A 16219-nucleotide genomic window follows, 5' to 3' on the forward strand; every position below is an offset into this window, starting at 1 on the left:
GTTATACCTTATCGTAAAGCCAAACCCTAAGCAGCGAGATCAGCTGGTCAATATCCACCGGCTTGGAAATATAGTCAGACGCTCCTGCAGCAATACATTTCTCCCGGTCACCCATCATCGCCTTGGCGGTCACGGCAAGAACCGGCAACTGTTTATAGGCGGCCATCTTCCTGATTTCCTTTGTCGTCTCATATCCGTCCATTTCCGGCATCATCATGTCCATCAGCACGATATCCACCAACGGGTTCTCTTTAAGTACCTGCAGGGCTTCTTTGCCATCTGTAGCGGCCAGCACTTTCATCTTATGCTGCTCCAAAGCTTTGGTCAAAGAAAAGATGTTCCTCACATCATCGTCTGCTATCAGGACAGTCTTATTGTTCAGCACCTCATACAGGCCGCCGAGTTTTTCTGTATTTGTCTTCTTCTGCCTGCTCTCGTCCCCCTGCTCTTCAACCAGGTGCAGGAAGAGCGCCGCCTCATCTAAAATACGCTGGTAGGAATGTGCAGTTTTAACCACAATGGAGTCCGCATACTGTTTGATACGGCTCTCTTCCCCCTTGGATAAGTTCTTGCCGGTAAAAATGATGATCGGCAGGTTTTCAAGCCCTTTACTTTTCTTAATGGTTTCCAGTGTTTCATAAGCATTCTTATCGGGAATGCCCATATCCAGGATCACACAATCCACTTCCTGCTTGTTCAGCGCATCAATGCTTTCTGTCACATTGCCCGCCACTTCGGTATGGATGCTGTAATTGCTCAAAAAATAACTTAGCGCCTCCGCATGTTGCTTGTTTTCCTCTACAATCAGTACTTTTTTAGGATATTTGCTTAAGGCCTGTTCCAACTTTTGAAAGATCTGCTGCATGTGCTCCAGCGCAACAGGTTTGTTAATAAAATCGACGGCCCCCTTTAACAGGCTCTCCTTTTTTACTTCAAGCGACGACATGATGTGCACCGGGATTGGCCGTGTAGCTGGGTTCGACTTCAGCTCCTCCATCACCTGCCAGCCGTCTTTAACCGGCAATTGTATATCCAGCAATATCGCCAGGGGCTTATAGTGATTGGCCAGCTCTATACCAACATCTCCCCTTACGGCAACAATGCCCTTATAGTTTCTTTTTCGTGTAAAGCCCAGCAGTGTTTTTGCAAAATTGGTATCATCTTCAATGATAAGGATTATCTTGTCTTCCGGCCCGATATGGTCACGGTCATCTTCGATATCTTTAGGGATGCGGTCAACTGTAAACCGTTCGGCGATAACGGGCTCCGGCTTTTCCACAAAAACCGGCGCCGCCAGCACATCCTGCACCGCTTCAGGCTTTTCCATTACGCTCCGGACTACCGGCAATGAAAATGTAAACTCGCTGCCCACATGTTCCTTGCTGGTCAGCGTGATCTCTCCGCCCAGCAGTTTAGACAACTCCCGGCTAATGGAAAGCCCTAATCCCGTTCCCCCAAACTTGCGGCGGGTAGAGCCATCGGCCTGCTGAAAAGCTTCAAATATCAACCCCTGCTTATCCCTCGGGATGCCTATGCCTGTGTCTGTAACTTTAAACAATACGTTTTTACCGTCTTCAGCCTTAGTCACTGTCAGCGCAACCTTTCCGGCAGTGGTAAATTTAATGGCATTGGAAAGCAGGTTCTTTAAAATCTGCTCCAGGCGCATCTTATCGGTATTGATCTGTAAAAGCTCGTCTTCAACATCAATCACAAGATCCAGGGCCTTATTTTTTGCCAGTGGGGCAAACAACGAGCGCATATCCGTAACCACCTCTGCAAGATTCACGTCCGAAAATTCAAGCTTCATTTTCCCGGCCTCAATTTTAGACAGGTCAAGAATCTCATCAATCAAAGCCAGCAATCCCTGTCCGGAGCTTTGTATCACCTCGGCATATTCAATATATTCCTTATCCAGCTCCTTATTTTCAGACATCAGTTTTGACAGCAGCAAAATCGAATTTAAAGGGGTACGCAGTTCATGTGACATATTGGCCAGGAATTCTGATTTGTACTTTGTGCTTTGCTCCAGCTGTTCTGCCTTGTGTTGTATATCCAGGTTCCGTTCCTGGATCAGCTGGTTCTTTTCTTCCAGCAAACTTGTACGCTCTTCCAATTCCTGGTTACTTTGCAAAAGTTCTTCCTGCTGCACCCGGAGTTCCTCTTCTGAGGTCTGGATCCGCTGTGTCTGAGCTTCCAGTTCGGCATTTAAGCCTTCCAGTTCCCGGTGCTGCGCCTGCAGTTCTTCTGCCTGGGCCTGGGTTTCCTCTAAAAACTCCTGCAGCCTTTTCCGGTTTTGTGAACCATGAATGGCAATTCCGATATTGTGCGAAATGTTATGGAGAAATTCGAGATGAAGGGGAGTGTAAGTATGCAGACTGCCAAATTCCATCACACCGGTCACAATGCCGTCCCTGATCACAGGAACCGCCACAACATTTCTGGGCCTTGTGTTCCCCGCCGCATAGCTGATGGTCAGTTCTCCCTCAGGGATCTCATTGATCAGCATTTGTTTTCCCGATTGCAAAGCCTGTCCCGCCAGCCCCTCTCCGGCTTTTAGCTGTGCTGTTTTATGCCCATCCATCAAAGCATAACTTCCCGCAAGATGAAGCATTTTATCTTCTTCCAGCAGGTAAAATGCCGCAACCTGACTATGGGTGTGTTCAATTATACATTCCAGGATATCATTGGCCAGCTCAGGTACACTTTTTTCGCCTACCATTTTATCGTTCAATGCCGCTATGGCCGATTGCAGCCATTCCTTATCCGCCAGTAATGAAAAAGAATACTGTAAGGATTCGGCCATGCTGTTCAACGAGCCTGCCAGGCTCCCCAGGTCATCCCTTTCGGCCTCATCAAGCCGCACCTGGTAATCCCCTTTGGAAATCTGGCCTGCAATTCCCTGGATAACAGCAATCCTGTTGTCCATTTCTTCACGCTTTCGCTGCAACTCCTGCTGTAATTGGATGCGGACGTTAAAATCGTGAGAGACTTTGCGGTAAAAAAAGAAAGTGATCAAAACCGCAATGATAGCGGCCAGGATAATGAGCATTGGTGTATAGCCGGCCAGCTTGTTCATATCGGCTGTTCGCAGCTCCAGCAAGCGTTTCTCCTCTGTCTGCATCAATTTGATCAAATCACGAGCGGCATCCATATAGGTTTTTCCGTTCACCAGCTCTGCAACGCTTACATTCCCGCCCCTGCTTTTTATTCCAACGGTCTTCTGCAAGATCTCCAGCCGGCCTACAATAATCTCACGCAGTTTCTTAACATTCTTTTGCTGTACCGGATTGTCCCTGGTCTCTTTACCTACCTCATCCAGCAGATAAAGCGCATTTTGCTTTGCGCCTACATAGGGGGCCAAAAAATCTTTTTCCCCAGTCAGCAAATACCCTCGCTGTCCGGTTTCAGCATCTTTTAAGGTAGAAATCACCCCATCCAGCTTGGTCATGACTTCATTGCTGTGCGCTACCATCTCTCCGCTCCTGATGAGATTTTTGATACTGATGTAAGAGGCCAGCGAGGTAATGAACAATACCAGCAACGATAGCCCCAAACCAATGCGAAGGTTATTTTTTATAGATTTTTTACTCATAAATTTCTGTTTTAATCTGTTACCGGAACAGTGTTCAGCGGCAGGGTGAAATAAAATTCCGAACCCTCGCCCAATTTACTTTTAACCCCCACTTCACCACCATGACGGTTAATAATTTCGGCCGAGATATACAAGCCTATGCCTAAACCCTGGAAATGGATGGAAGTTTCTTCAACCCTATAAAATTTTTCAAATACATGTTTCTGCAGCTCTGGTTCAATACCTATTCCGAAATCACGAACCCCCAGGTATAATTTGTCGCCTGTGGTATGCAGGTTGATCTCTACTCTGCTCGTTCCCGGAGAGTATTTAATGGCATTGGTCAGAAAGTTAACGATCACCTGCTCAATACGCATCTCATCGGCATAAATCTGCTGGGGCGCAGTCCCTTTTCTAATGAAATTAAATTCCGGATTGGCCTGATGTATGATCTCCAGAACGCCATCCAGCAAGGTATCCAGTACAAAATGTTTTTTGTTGAATTTAAGTTTCCCGCTCTCTATTTTGGAAATATCCAGCAAATCGGCAATCAGTTCATTGAGTTTTTCCAATTGCACCTGCGCTTTGGCCAGGTGCTTCTTAACCGTAGGGATATCGCCTTTGTCCACACTTCTGCCCAGCAGCTGTACGTAGCCCTTTACACTGGTTAAAGGTGTTTTTAACTCATGACTGGCAATACTGATGAATTCATCTTTTTTACGCTCCGCCTTTTTTCTGAATTCAATTTCATCCAGCAGGGCTTTCTGTATTTCTATGAGTTTCCGGCTTTGCTCGTAAATGCGGTAAAAGGTTTTTACCTTTAACAGCAGGATATCCATATCCACAGGTTTAGTGATGTAATCCAGGCCCCCTGATGAATATCCCCTGGTGATAAATTTAAGCTCTGTATTTGCTGCTGATAAAAAGATGATCGCTGTTTCTTTAGCTTTGCTGTATCCCGAAATCGCTTCTGCAACCTCAAACCCATCCATTCCAGGCATCTGTACATCCAGGATGATCAGCACATATTCATTTCTAAGTACTTTTTTTAAGGCTTCTTCTCCCGATGACGCGGTATCTACTTCAAAATTATGCCGTTCCAGCACCTTTTTTAAAGAGATCAGGTTCTCCGGGGTATCATCTACTATTAATATCATTATTTAAACATAAATAAAGGCTTTACTCTTGTATAACACTTTGCAGCTAAAATTATACAAGTTTATAAGTTTAAACTTATATATCATCATTTTGTTGCAAAAGGTCTAATTATAAATTATAACCTGTTGGAATTAAAAGTATCTCCCTGCCTGAAATCGCCGGTATCAAATCCTTTTTTGAACCAGTACATCCGTTGGGCCGAAGTACCGTGTGTAAAGGCATCCGGCACCACCTCTCCTTGCGCCTGTTTCTGAAGCTTATCATCGCCAATTGCATTGGCAGCGGTCAGTGCCTCTTCAATATCTCCCTCGTCCAGCCTGAAATTGGCCTGGTTTTGCGCATGATGTGCCCACAGTCCGGCAAAAAAATCGGCCTGAAGCTCCAGCTTAACCGAAAGCTTATTGTATTCCACTTCAGTTAAGTGTGCCCTTTCCCGCTGTACCTTTTCTGAGATCCCCAGCAGGTTTTGCACGTGGTGCCCAACCTCATGCGCAATCACATAAGCCTGCGCAAAATCCCCGGCAGCGCCAAAACGGTCCTTTAAATCTTTATAAAATGTTAAATCAATGTATACTTTATGATCGGCCGGACAATAGAACGGCCCTACCGCAGAACTGGCATTGCCGCAGGCCGATGCCACCATATTGTCGAACAAAGTAAGTACCGGGGCCTCATACTCACGCCCCATTTGCTGAAACTGTGCTACCCATACCGAGTCCGTCGACTCCAGTACACCGGCAACAAACTTCCCTTCAACATCGGTGGGAACCCCTCTTTTACCTTCTGCAGGGGCTTGCTGACCAACAGGAAGCTGGCTCACTAATCCCGAAAAATCCTGTCCGAAGATCAAACCTAAAACTACTACGATGATGGCCGCGCCACCACCAAGCACCTTTCCGCCACTCATTCCCCTCCTGTCATCAACATTACTGCTACCTTTTCCGAACCATTGCATATATATCCTGTTTATTTGGTTAATAAAAGTTTGCGACAATTGTTATACCAAAAATAAAAGAATATAAGATTAATTAAATGCAGCTATAGCTTTATGGATTCTTTCGATAGTTTCTGCTGCCCCAAGGCTCACCGCAATGTCGAACACGCCCGGCCCGAATTTTCCGCCAACAAGCATAACCCTCAAAGGAAGCATCAGCTCTCCGGGCTTAAAATTATGCGCTGCAGCCAGTATTTTAAACTTTTCCTCCAGCACTGCCGCGGATTGTCCATCTTCCAGCTCCGAAGCATAGGCTTCAAAAAAAGCAGCCTTTTCAGCAGTCCATTTTGGTTTTACTGCGTCCAGGTCATAATTCCCCGGAGCATTAAAAAAGTAAGCTCCCTGCGCAACAAAATCACCAAGCAGGTTACAGCGGTCTTTAATCAGGTCAATCACTTTCGCCAGCTGTACATCTTCTCCGGTTTCTGTATCCGCAGCGGCAAAAGCTTCCTTTACAAATGGAAGCAGTTCCTGTGCTTTACTCTTTTTTATCCATTCATGGTTATACCATTTGGCTTTTTCAAAATCAAACTTTGCACCAGCTTTACTGATCCTTTCTACTGAAAACTTATCTATCAGTTCGGCCATAGCAAACAACTCCTGATCTGTACCATCGTTCCAGCCCAGCATCGCCAGCAGGTTTACAAATGCTTCCGGCATAAAACCCAGCTCCTTAAAGCCTTTGGTCAGGTCGCCGGTTTTTGGGTCTGTCCAATTTTGTGCATAAACGGGGAATCCCAGCCTGTCGCCATCCCTTTTGCTCAGCTTACCATTGCCGTCCGGCTTCAGGATCAGCGGCAAATGCACCCACACAGGCATTTCGTCTCCCCAGCCCAGGTACCTCCACAACAAGACATGGATAGGTGCAGAAGGCAGCCACTCCTCCCCTCTGAAAACATGGCTGATCTCCATCGCCCTGTCGTCCGCAACAACCGCCAGATGATAGGTGGGCATGCCATCGGCTTTCAGGAGTACTTTATCGTCAATCAGGTTGGTATCAAAGCTCACGTGCCCCCTGATCAGATCCGTAAAAGATACCAGCTCATTTTCAGGGATTTTAATCCGCACCACATGCGGTGTATTACTGGCCAGCAAGGCCGAAACTTCTGCAGCATCAAGGGTCAGTGAGTTTCGCATCACGGCCCTTGTTGCCAGTCCGTAAGTAAAATTAGGGATCTCTTTGCGTTTGGCCTCCAGTTCCTCGGAAGTATCAAAAGCATAGTAGGCATGCCCGCTGGCAACCAGCTGCTCAGCATACTGCCGGTAAGTCGCCTTCCGTTCACTTTGCCGGTAAGGCCCAAAAGGACCGCCAAGCGAAGGGCTCTCATCAGGCTTTAATCCACACCATTCCAGGCAGGAAGCAATATATTCTTCTGCCCCATCCACAAAACGGGTCTGGTCGGTATCTTCTATCCGCAATACAAATGTACCGTTGTGCTTTTTGGCAAACAGATAATTGAATAAAGCGGTACGCACGCCGCCCAAATGAAGTCCCCCTGTCGGGCTGGGGGCAAACCTTACTCTTACTTTCTTTTCCATAATTACTGCTGCAAAGATATATATTTTGTAATTTGCCTTCATATGCTATGAATCCATACGAGAAAAAACGCCGCTGGAAATTCTTTTTACTTGTCTTTGCCATTCTAATTGGCACAGCTTCTGTTTTTTACAGCGATTTCTTTGTAAAAAAGATGGAACGCGAGGAACAGCTCCAGTTCCAACTCTATGTTAAGGTAACAGAACAGACCCTGGCCATGTACGATGATGACCGCTATACAGGCCTGATCGACCTGATCCGTACCAATACCAAACTGCCTGTGATCATGACCGATTCCAGGGGCGATATCATCAGTTACCAGGGGCTGGATTCCACCAAAACGAATTACGACCTCGAAAAGAAGGCTGGTGTGAATTACGACCCCGCTTATTTTGCGCGGGAACTCAAAAAAATGAAGCAGCAGCATTCCGCAACCCCAATACTGGGCGGCGATGATACCCGCTGGTACATTTACCATAAAGATTCTGCTACCCTAACCCAGCTGCGCTATTTTCCTTATATCCAGCTCGCAGTAATCGGCCTCTTCCTGCTTACCGCGTATATCGCCTTCAGTTCGGCCCGAAAGGCGGAACAGGACCAGGTATGGGTAGGTATGGCTAAAGAAACCGCCCATCAGCTAGGTACTCCCATCTCTTCCCTTATGGCCTGGGTAGAGCTGATCAAATCCCGCTTTGACGCCGAAGAAGACCCGCTGATAGCAGAAATGGAGAACGACATCAAACGGCTGGAAGTCATTACCGACCGTTTCTCAAAGATTGGCTCCAAACCTATCGTAGAGGACCATGTAGTCTATACTGTCATCTATAATTTTGTGGAATATTTCAAACTGCGCACTTCCGATAAAATCGTCTTCAAAATCATTGGGGATGAACAGGTAAGGGCTTTGCTAAATGTTCCGCTGTTCGATTGGGTGACTGAGAACCTACTTAAAAACGCAGCAAATGCCATCGAAAATGAAGGCACCATCACCATCAATATTATAGAAAACCTGACCAAGGAAGAAGTATTCATTGATGTAACAGATACCGGCAAAGGCATCGCCCGGTCAAAATTTGATGCCGTATTCCAGCCGGGCTATACCACCAGAAAAAGGGGCTGGGGGCTGGGCCTTTCACTTACCAAAAGGATCATTGAAAATTACCATAACGGACAGATCTTTGTGAAAGACTCTGAACTGGGCAAAGGCACGACTTTTCGTATCATTTTAAAAAGCAGCATAACTTATGAACCGACCTCAAACACATGAGTACCCCGTTTGGGGAGCACAATACATCAGCCTGGTTGACGACGATGTATTGGGTATACTGAAAAAACAAGCATCTGAATTCCCGGACTTCCTCAACACATTGATCGAAAAAGCCGACTATGCCTATGCCCCGGGCAAATGGACCATAAAAGAGCTTGCCGGGCATGTTATAGACACAGAACGCATCCTCACCTATCGCTTAACCTGTTTTGCGCGTTCCGAGCAGCATGCCCTTCCGGGATTTGATGAAAATGATTATGTCGCCAATGCGCATTTCTCCGACAGGAGCCTGCTTAGCCTATCGGAAGAATTTGCTTTATTGCGAAAGTCTAACCTATACCTCTTCAACTCACTTACTGAAAAAGAACTGAACAGAAGCGGAACGGCCTCCGAAAGGCAGATCAGCGTACGCGCACTTCTTTTTGTAATTGCCGGTCATCTGATCCACCATACCCAAATTATAAAAAGCCGTTACCTATGATCTGGTTTTCCAACTTTAGCCCCGAAGCATTAAATGACAGGCCCAAAAACCATATGGGCGCTTTTTTGGACATACAATTCACCAAAGTAGAAGCAGACACCCTAACGGCAACCATGCCCGTTGATGAGCGGACACACCAGCCCGCAGGCATTTTACATGGCGGAGCCTCTGTTGTCTTGGCCGAGACCCTGGGCAGTATCGCCTCCTTTATGTGTATAGACCCTGAAAAATATTACGCGGTAGGCCTCGAGATCAATGCCAACCATTTGCGGCCTGTGAAATCAGGATTGGTAACCGGAGTCTGTAAGCCCCTGCATATTGGCGCAAAAACCCATGTATGGGAAATTAAGATTTATAACGACAAGGGAAAAATGAACTGCATCAGCAGACTAACTGTTGCCATCCTTAAAAAGGCCTGAAAGCAGGCTTATTTAATTTCCGATCTGATCCTGCTTAAAGTGACCTGTGTTACCCCAAGGTAAGAGGCAATATAACCCAATTGTATCCGCTGCACCAATGCCGGGTTGTCGCGCAGCAATTCGCTGTACCTTTCTGTAGCGGTCTTAAAGAGGCGGCCGATTAAACACTCTTCCGATTTGATCAGCTCCAGCTCCGCAAGCTTCCGGCCCCAGTTGGCAAATGCGGCATCTTCCTTAAACAGAACCTCCAGTGCCGCCGTTTTGATCTCATACAATACGCTGTTCTCCAGCAGTTCCACACTTTCATAACCCGGCTGGTCGTTGATATAGCTGTTGTAAGAGAGGACCAGATCGCCCTCCATTCCAAACCAGAAGGTGATCTGGCTGTCGGCACTTTCACAAAAAGCACGGGCAATCCCTTTTTCAATAAAATAAATAGATTTTTCCGTGCGCCCCGCCCTGATAATCAATCTGTTTTTGCGAATTTCCACACGCTGCATGATCCCTAATAACTGATTCAGCTGGGCTGTACTTAGGGGATAAATGCCTTTTATTTTATTTAAAATGTTCTGCAAAAGGAGATTTTTTATAAAGATAAAATACCAGGGGCTCATTTTTTAACATTTGTAAAAAATGAGCCGCCGGAATCGGGGTATCTTTGTCGCAAATTATTAAATTATGAACTGGATTATCTTAGTTATTGCCGGAGTTTTTGAAGTAGGGTTCACAACCTGTTTAAAATTGTCCAACAATTTCAGCAACATGAAATGGAGCATTGCCTTTTTCATCTGCATTACATTGAGCTTTATATTGCTAAACAAAGCTACTCAAACCCTGCCAATGGGCACAGCATATGCCGTTTGGACTGGTATCGGTGCAGTAGGAACCGTTTTGGTCGGAATTTTCTTTTTTGAAGAACCAGCGAACTTCTGGCGGATCTTTTTTATTGCCACACTGATTGGTTCTATTCTGGGCCTGAAATTCCTGGCCGGAGGCCATTAAAATGCACTATTTAATTTCAATAGGAAGCTCTACCACTGTACGGTCCCAGCCCAATACCATATTGGCTCCCTTGGGTTGGGGCGTAAAGGTAATCGAAAAGGCCTCTATCGGTTTATCCTGTAGTGCAACCGGCACCTCTACCCGGACAACATCTTCGGCCTGGTTATAGCTGAATGCTCCCCAGCGGTCTGTCTGTTTATTGATGATCAGTATCCATTTCCCCGGATTTGGAATAGCAAACAGGCTATAGCTGCCAGGTTTAATGGTTTTACCCCCCACCACAACGCGTTTGAAGAATTTAATTTCAGTGCATTCATTGGCACCAACGCGCCATACTTTATCAAACTGCTCCAGCACCCCAAAAATTTCACGTCCTTTTCTTGTCGGCCTGGAATAAACCACTTTAATAGATGGTGTTGAGCCGTCTTTGGCTTTGGCTGAATTTAATGGGTAGTAGACAATGTCTGCGGGACTGGCATCTACAGGCGCAAACTTTAACTCCTGTGCCCTGGCGCCAAGGGTAAACACCGCCAGAATTGCGATAAAACTTAATCTCTTCATGGGCCTTTTCCCTGATAAGGTTAAACGACTAGTATTCGCGGCCTTTAACGATTCCGTTTAAAAAGACAGCACCAAATATAAATCCGATAATTCCGCCTAAAATAGACCAGCCAAAGCTTCCTGAAATGATAGCCGCAGTTAAAATCCCAAAAAACAGGCCCAGTACATAATAAACCCAATCAAATGTGTTGTTGTTCTCTTCTTTAATCATTACATTAATTCTTAGGCCCCAAAGATATTGAATTATTTGATCTGTGTATAATTATTGCAGCTTTATTTATGGGTTTATCCGGCTTTGATAGGCCGCCAGCAGGTATATCAGTGATGCGGTGCCGTCCATTGTAGGCTCATTGGTACTGTAATCGCCAAAATCATCATGATAAACCACCAGGGGCGACTGAAATTCGGCATATTCATCGGGCTGGTACAGGGTAATGCCAATCAGGTTCCTGTAAATGCTGCCGTAAACCGGTCCGTCAACCAATCCCCCGTCTAAGGGGTACTGGTGCAGATGCGTTAATGCCGAATGCGGGTCCTGCGGCGTATCTCCCCAGGCCGGCAAGCCATAAACCATGGAAGTTCCCCAGGGGTTGCAGCCAAACAGCCAGTCAAAATTTGCCTGCGCCAACTCTTCGTATTCCGCATTTCCGCTAAGCTTATGGTACAAAAAAGCCTGTATGGCAAATGATGTGGTGAGGTTATTGGAACACCAGATAAAAGGAACGCCACGATAAAAAGCATTTTGCTTTGCCTTTTCCCAAACCTTTTCCAGCCCCTCCCTGTAATGCTGCTTTGCTTTTTCCGATAGCTCCGCGTGCTGGGTTTTGGCGAGCTCGTAATGCCCGAAATTGTGAAAAGGGTACCACTGATAATGCCTTGCTGTATCTGCACCCATCCAGGGGCTTACAGGTTCTTTGTCCGCATATCCTGCGGCCTGCAGCAAATACTTTTTGGAGCCCGACCCCTGATACAGTTCGGCCGCGGCAAGTTCCATATCGTCTGTCCAGTTGTCTTCTTCATAAAAATAAGGCGCACGGTTTGGGGCGGTCTGCTGTACCCCGGGTTTCTTCAGACCAAAGGTATAGGCCGATAGGGATTTCTGTTCCAGTTTCCGGGCGTACTTTTTGTCGATGCCTTTATACAGCCTGCTACCAAGAGCAAAAGCACTGCTAAACTTTCCGGCAACAGAGGCTGTTCCTGTTGCCCTGCTCTGGTATTTGCCCAGGCCCTGCGGCTTTCCGTTGGCAAAATAAACCGGCCGCTCCCTTCCTTTTCCGTAATCGACATCATCTTTTGTAGGTAGCCGCAGCCCTTTATGGTCCCGGTCGTCTGCAATCTGGTTAAACAGCCAGTCTTTCCGTGGATGCATTTTTAAAAGCCATTGCAGTCCCCAGTCAGCCTCATCCAGTACATCAGCCCTCCCGTTCCCACCCTCAAGTCCGTTCGCCAGGTAATGATCGGCAAAAACTTCCGGAAAATCCCGGTATGCCGCAAGCAAATGATAAGTAGCATTTGCAGAGGTGGTGGCATATTGCAGGTAATCGGAGGCATCATGCCAGCCCCCGCTCACGTCTATATGCGTACTGTCAGGCATCGGTCCGTACATGGTGTAGCCGTCTTGCGTATGGCAGCTGTCTTTCAGGTAGGGATTGTAGCCGCTGCGCTGCTGGCGCATGTACCGCAAAGCAAAATCGGCGGCCCCTGCATAAACATCCCGGCCTATGATCAGCTCCGGCGATTCGGCCCCACCCGCCCTGATAAAATACCGGCCCGGAGTGTTAAACTCGCTAAAGTCTAACCTGCAGGCCTTTTTAAAAGGACCATAGGCACCAAAAGCACTAATTTTTTCTGTGGTATAAACTACTTTCCCGCTTTGTTTTTCCACAATCTCAAAACCGGATGGAAGCCTGTCTCCATTCCTGGTAACCCAAACGGCCACTTTTACAGACCGGGGCTGATAGCCCAGCTGATTTATCCTGATCCAGGCCTCAGCGGCTCCGGCCCGATCAACCGCCGGATGAAAAGAAAGGGACAGCAACCCGCTCAAAAGGATACCGAGACTAAATCGTTGTATGTTATTCATAAAGAAATGGTTATCATAGATAAATAGAATGGTTTAGGAAACCTAAAAATAACAAACACTTGTCAGTTTTTGGTCAATTATTTTAGACAAAGCAGCAAAACTTAAAATTAATCAATCGATTGATTAATTTTGTGGCTTCAAATTTCAAATGGAAAAAACAGACAAGAAAGCCAGTATCCTGGAGGCGGCAGAGAAACTCTTCGCCGAACTCGGTTACGAGGCCACTTCTACACGGAACATTGCCAAAGAAGCCGGTGCAAATATGGCCATGATCAATTATTATTTTGGCTCCAAAGAAGGTGTGTTCATGGAAATCATGAGCAAAAGGATCGTCGATTTTAATACTCAGCTGATGAGCATTGACCAGGACAAACTCTCCGGGATGGAGAAACTCGTCAAAGTAATCGAAGGGTATGCCGCAAGGGTACTTTGTAACCATAGCCTGCATAAAATGATGCACAGGGAATTGTCCATGCCCCACCGGCCAGAGATGTTCTTTAAAATAAAGAACGCAATGGCCGAAAACCTGGTGGTCATCGAAAAGATCATCAACACCGGCATTGCCGATGGCAGTTTCAGACAGGTAGATGTAAGGATGCTGATTGCAACCCTAATGGGCACCATCAGCAATGTGGCCGTATCTCCTTCTAAAATTACTTATGGTACTACGCTTGATATCAATAACGACGAAGACCGGGAAATCATCACCGCAAGGCTGATTGCCCATTTAAAAGACCTCCTCATTACGTTTCTAACACCAAAAAAAGATGCATAAATCAATTAAATTATGTTTTTTGACCTTGATGCTGCCAGGCTTTATGTACGCCCAGGACATCAAAAAGCTGAGCCTGCCTGAAGCCATTGCGCTGGGCATAGCCAACAGCAAAAACTTAAAGCTTTCACAAAATAAAATAGACCAGGCTCTTGCACAGCTAAGTATGGTTAAAGATAATGCTTTGCCCACAGCAAAAGCATCTTTCCTGTACAACCATGCAGAAATCCCAACCAACACACTGAGCATTGGCGGCGGCAACCCCATCCACCTGCCTAAACGGGCAGATGCTTTTGTAGGCACCGCAGCCGTAGAAGAACTGGTTTACGGAGGCGGAAAATTAAAGTATGCCGAAGAATCTACACGTCTGCTAAGCGATGTGGCCCGCCTGGATGCCGACAAGAACAAAGAGGAAGTAAGCTATGCGGTAATCAATACCTATTACGCCCTCTATAAAGTGATGCAAAGCAAAAGCGTAATTGCCCAGAACCTGGAGTCTATTGCCGGCCAGCTCAAACAGTCCCAGCGTTTCTTTGAACAGGGCATCGTCACCAAAAATGATGTCCTGAGGTTCCAGTTGCAGCAGGCCAATGTTTCCCTTACCGGCATGGAGGCTGAAAACAACAGGAGGATCATCAACTATAACCTGGATATCCTGCTGGGCCTTGACGAAAAAACGCAGATCGAGATTACCGAACCGGATGCTGCAATGAAGCCTATTGCCCCTTTGAGCGACTACCTGCAGCTGGCACTGGCCGAAAGGCAGGAACTGCGTCAGCTGGATCTTCAGAACAAGGTGGCAGACATCAACATCAAATCGGTTAAGGCCAATACCCTGCCAACTGTAGGTGTAGGCGCCAACCTATACTACATCAACCCGAGCGGCAAGTTTATCCCGCCTGCCGACCAGTACATCATGCCGGTAACCCTTGGGGCCAATATTTCCTGGAACATCGGCAATTTGTGGACCAACAAACACAAAATAAGTGATGCCCGCATACAGCAAAAAGAAGTCGGCATCCAAAAAGATATCCTTTCCGATCAGGTGAAAACCGAGATCAATAAGAATTACCAGAACTACCAGCTGGCGCTCGATAAGATTAAGGTATTGGAAACCTCGATTGCCCAGGCAACAGAGAACGACAAGCTCCTGGCTTCAAAATACAAAAACAATGTGGCTTCGGCAATAGACAGAATAGACGCCGAAACCCTGCTTTACCAGGCCAAAATTAACCTGGAGCTGGCCAAGGCGGATGCAGGACTGGCCTATTATACCTTACTGAAATCTACCGGAAAAATTTCTCAATAAACACCAAAACAAATCAGGCAATGACAACTGAAAAGAAAAAAAAGAATAAAGTTATACCCATTATACTGGGCGTATTGATCCTGTTAGGCGCCATATTCGGCACTAAAGAGTACATCTATTACAGCAAACACGTAGACACCGATGATGCACAGGTTGATGGCGACATCAGCCCTGTTGTTGCCCGTGTAGGCGGATATGTACAGGAAATTAAATTTGAAGAGAACACCCGCGTGCAGGAAGGTGATGTGCTGGTGAAGCTGGACGACAGCGACTATAAAGTTAAGCTGGAACAGGCATTGGCCGGTCAGAAAGGTGCAAGTGCAGGTGTTGGGGTTTCCCAATCCCAGATCGCGGCCACAGCGGCCAATACCAGTACTGCTAAAGCCAATATAGAAGCAGCAAAAGTAAAACTGACCCTGGCGCAAAAAGATTATGAGCGTTATGCCAACCTGGTTAAAGACGGCTCTGTAACCCAGCAGGCTTTCGATCAGGCCAAAGCCCAGAAAGAATCTGCACAGGCTGCATTCAACGCCGCTACAGATCAGTACAATGCCGCGGTAAAACAGGTAGGTACTACCCAGTCGCAATTGACGGTAAGCAATACCGGGGTAACCCAGCGCCAGGCCGATGTAGACTTTGCACGCCTGCAATTGTCTTATACCGAAATCAAGGCCCCGGCTACAGGAATTGTCTCTAAAAAGAATGTGCAGAAAGGCCAACTGGTACAAGCCGGACAATCGCTCTTCTCCATCGTAAATGACAACAGCATTTACATTACAGCAAACTTTAAGGAAACCCAGCTGGAAGACATCAAAACCGGCTTAAAAGTAAAAATTGATGTAGATGCCTATCCCAATGAAGAGGTAACCGGAGAGGTTTACAATTTCGCCCCGATTACCGGGGCAAAAGGCTCCCTGCTGCCGCCAGACAATGCAACAGGGAACTTTGTAAAAGTAGTACAACGTGTGCCTGTAAAAATAAAGATCACCAAAGCCTCAGCCGCTGTTCTTGCCAAACTCCGCCCGGGAATGAGTGTAAAAGTTTCAGTTTCTATAAAAGACTAAA

The 16219-nt window shown here is 46.5% G+C and carries 15 protein-coding genes; 7 read left to right on the forward strand and 8 right to left on the reverse strand.

The annotated features are described in order from the left end of the window. Window position 1: 1 nt before the first annotated feature. The 4 genes from B9A91_RS10250 to gltX all read right to left on the reverse strand — a co-directional run bounded on the left by B9A91_RS10250 (window position 2) and on the right by gltX (window position 7262). On the reverse strand, window positions 2–3592 hold the full coding sequence (locus tag B9A91_RS10250; protein ID WP_084238237.1) for a response regulator: 3591 nt from the start codon (window positions 3590–3592) through the stop codon (window positions 2–4). 11 nt (window positions 3593–3603) lie between these two features. Continuing rightward, entirely contained in the window at window positions 3604–4728 is a 1125-nt protein-coding gene (locus B9A91_RS10255; RefSeq protein ID WP_084238238.1) for a hybrid sensor histidine kinase/response regulator, read from the reverse strand. Between the two features lie 116 nt (window positions 4729–4844). After that, window positions 4845–5684, reverse strand: coding sequence for a KPN_02809 family neutral zinc metallopeptidase (gene ypfJ / locus B9A91_RS10260; RefSeq protein ID WP_084238239.1), 840 nt, complete (start codon window positions 5682–5684; stop codon window positions 4845–4847). 69 nt (window positions 5685–5753) lie between these two features. Continuing rightward, a complete protein-coding gene (gene gltX / locus B9A91_RS10265) occupies window positions 5754–7262 on the reverse strand; it encodes a glutamate--tRNA ligase (RefSeq protein WP_084239668.1) in 1509 nt (502 codons plus the stop codon). Window positions 7263–7309: 47 nt separating this feature from the next. On the opposite strand from gltX, the gene B9A91_RS10270 reads away from it, so the two are divergent. Genes B9A91_RS10270 through B9A91_RS10280 form a run of 3 tightly spaced genes read left to right on the forward strand, consistent with a single transcriptional unit; the run spans window position 7310 to window position 9427 of the window. Further along, on the forward strand, window positions 7310–8527 hold the full coding sequence (locus B9A91_RS10270; protein WP_084238240.1) for a sensor histidine kinase: 1218 nt from the start codon (window positions 7310–7312) through the stop codon (window positions 8525–8527). Then, a complete protein-coding gene (locus B9A91_RS10275; protein ID WP_084238241.1) occupies window positions 8505–9008 on the forward strand; it encodes a DinB family protein in 504 nt (167 codons plus the stop codon). Before B9A91_RS10270 ends, B9A91_RS10275 begins: the two co-directional genes overlap by 23 nt. After that, a complete protein-coding gene (locus B9A91_RS10280) occupies window positions 9005–9427 on the forward strand; it encodes a hotdog fold thioesterase (protein ID WP_084238242.1) in 423 nt (140 codons plus the stop codon). Before B9A91_RS10275 ends, B9A91_RS10280 begins: the two co-directional genes overlap by 4 nt. 8 nt (window positions 9428–9435) lie before the next feature. On the opposite strand, the gene B9A91_RS10285 is transcribed toward B9A91_RS10280, so the two are convergent. Then, window positions 9436–10002 carry a Crp/Fnr family transcriptional regulator gene (locus B9A91_RS10285; RefSeq protein ID WP_144008891.1) on the reverse strand — a complete coding sequence of 189 codons (567 nt, stop codon included), beginning with the start codon at window positions 10000–10002 and terminating at the stop codon, window positions 9436–9438. 103 nt (window positions 10003–10105) lie between these two features. On the opposite strand from B9A91_RS10285, the gene B9A91_RS10290 reads away from it, so the two are divergent. Continuing rightward, window positions 10106–10429, forward strand: a complete 324-nt coding sequence (locus B9A91_RS10290) for a DMT family transporter (RefSeq protein ID WP_084238244.1) — start codon at window positions 10106–10108, stop codon at window positions 10427–10429. Between the two features lie 6 nt (window positions 10430–10435). Here B9A91_RS10290 and B9A91_RS10295 read toward each other — a convergent pair whose 3' ends face one another. From B9A91_RS10295 to B9A91_RS10305, 3 genes are all read right to left on the reverse strand, one after another. After that, window positions 10436–10990 (reverse strand): DUF2911 domain-containing protein, encoded by a 555-nt coding sequence (locus tag B9A91_RS10295; protein ID WP_084238245.1) that lies wholly within the window; start codon window positions 10988–10990, stop codon window positions 10436–10438. Window positions 10991–11018: 28 nt separating this feature from the next. Next, entirely contained in the window at window positions 11019–11201 is a 183-nt protein-coding gene (locus B9A91_RS10300; RefSeq protein WP_084238246.1) for a hypothetical protein, read from the reverse strand. Between the two features lie 66 nt (window positions 11202–11267). Continuing rightward, window positions 11268–13073, reverse strand: a complete 1806-nt coding sequence (locus B9A91_RS10305; protein ID WP_084238247.1) for a glycoside hydrolase family 9 protein — start codon at window positions 13071–13073, stop codon at window positions 11268–11270. Between the two features lie 148 nt (window positions 13074–13221). Between B9A91_RS10305 and B9A91_RS10310 the strand changes: the two genes are divergently transcribed. Genes B9A91_RS10310 through B9A91_RS10320 form a run of 3 tightly spaced genes read left to right on the forward strand, consistent with a single transcriptional unit; the run spans window position 13222 to window position 16218 of the window. Next, a complete protein-coding gene (locus tag B9A91_RS10310; protein ID WP_084238248.1) occupies window positions 13222–13848 on the forward strand; it encodes a TetR/AcrR family transcriptional regulator in 627 nt (208 codons plus the stop codon). Further along, on the forward strand, window positions 13841–15154 hold the full coding sequence (locus B9A91_RS10315; protein ID WP_084238249.1) for a TolC family protein: 1314 nt from the start codon (window positions 13841–13843) through the stop codon (window positions 15152–15154). Before B9A91_RS10310 ends, B9A91_RS10315 begins: the two co-directional genes overlap by 8 nt. A 20-nt stretch (window positions 15155–15174) precedes the next feature. After that, the gene (locus tag B9A91_RS10320) at window positions 15175–16218 is read left to right on the forward strand and encodes an HlyD family secretion protein (RefSeq protein WP_084238250.1); all 1044 of its coding nucleotides are present in this window, start codon (window positions 15175–15177) and stop codon (window positions 16216–16218) included. Window position 16219: the final 1 nt, after the last annotated feature.

It is taken from the genome of Pedobacter africanus, assembly GCF_900176535.1.
Lineage (GTDB): Bacteria > Bacteroidota > Bacteroidia > Sphingobacteriales > Sphingobacteriaceae > Pedobacter > Pedobacter africanus.

What these genes read in the sequence shown, in the direction of transcription:
- B9A91_RS10250 (WP_084238237.1), bottom strand. Translation starts at nt 3,592, where the DNA reads ATGAGTAAAAAATCTATAAAAAATAACCTTCGCATTGGTTTGGGGCTA.
- B9A91_RS10255 (WP_084238238.1), bottom strand. Translation starts at nt 4,728, where the DNA reads ATGATATTAATAGTAGATGATACCCCGGAGAACCTGATCTCTTTAAAA.
- ypfJ (WP_084238239.1), bottom strand. Translation starts at nt 5,684, where the DNA reads ATGCAATGGTTCGGAAAAGGTAGCAGTAATGTTGATGACAGGAGGGGA.
- gltX (WP_084239668.1), bottom strand. Translation starts at nt 7,262, where the DNA reads ATGGAAAAGAAAGTAAGAGTAAGGTTTGCCCCCAGCCCGACAGGGGGA.
- B9A91_RS10270 (WP_084238240.1), top strand. Translation starts at nt 7,310, where the DNA reads ATGAATCCATACGAGAAAAAACGCCGCTGGAAATTCTTTTTACTTGTC.
- B9A91_RS10275 (WP_084238241.1), top strand. Translation starts at nt 8,505, where the DNA reads ATGAACCGACCTCAAACACATGAGTACCCCGTTTGGGGAGCACAATAC.
- B9A91_RS10280 (WP_084238242.1), top strand. Translation starts at nt 9,005, where the DNA reads ATGATCTGGTTTTCCAACTTTAGCCCCGAAGCATTAAATGACAGGCCC.
- B9A91_RS10290 (WP_084238244.1), top strand. Translation starts at nt 10,106, where the DNA reads ATGAACTGGATTATCTTAGTTATTGCCGGAGTTTTTGAAGTAGGGTTC.
- B9A91_RS10295 (WP_084238245.1), bottom strand. Translation starts at nt 10,990, where the DNA reads ATGAAGAGATTAAGTTTTATCGCAATTCTGGCGGTGTTTACCCTTGGC.
- B9A91_RS10300 (WP_084238246.1), bottom strand. Translation starts at nt 11,201, where the DNA reads ATGATTAAAGAAGAGAACAACAACACATTTGATTGGGTTTATTATGTA.
- B9A91_RS10305 (WP_084238247.1), bottom strand. Translation starts at nt 13,073, where the DNA reads ATGAATAACATACAACGATTTAGTCTCGGTATCCTTTTGAGCGGGTTG.
- B9A91_RS10310 (WP_084238248.1), top strand. Translation starts at nt 13,222, where the DNA reads ATGGAAAAAACAGACAAGAAAGCCAGTATCCTGGAGGCGGCAGAGAAA.
- B9A91_RS10315 (WP_084238249.1), top strand. Translation starts at nt 13,841, where the DNA reads ATGCATAAATCAATTAAATTATGTTTTTTGACCTTGATGCTGCCAGGC.
- B9A91_RS10320 (WP_084238250.1), top strand. Translation starts at nt 15,175, where the DNA reads ATGACAACTGAAAAGAAAAAAAAGAATAAAGTTATACCCATTATACTG.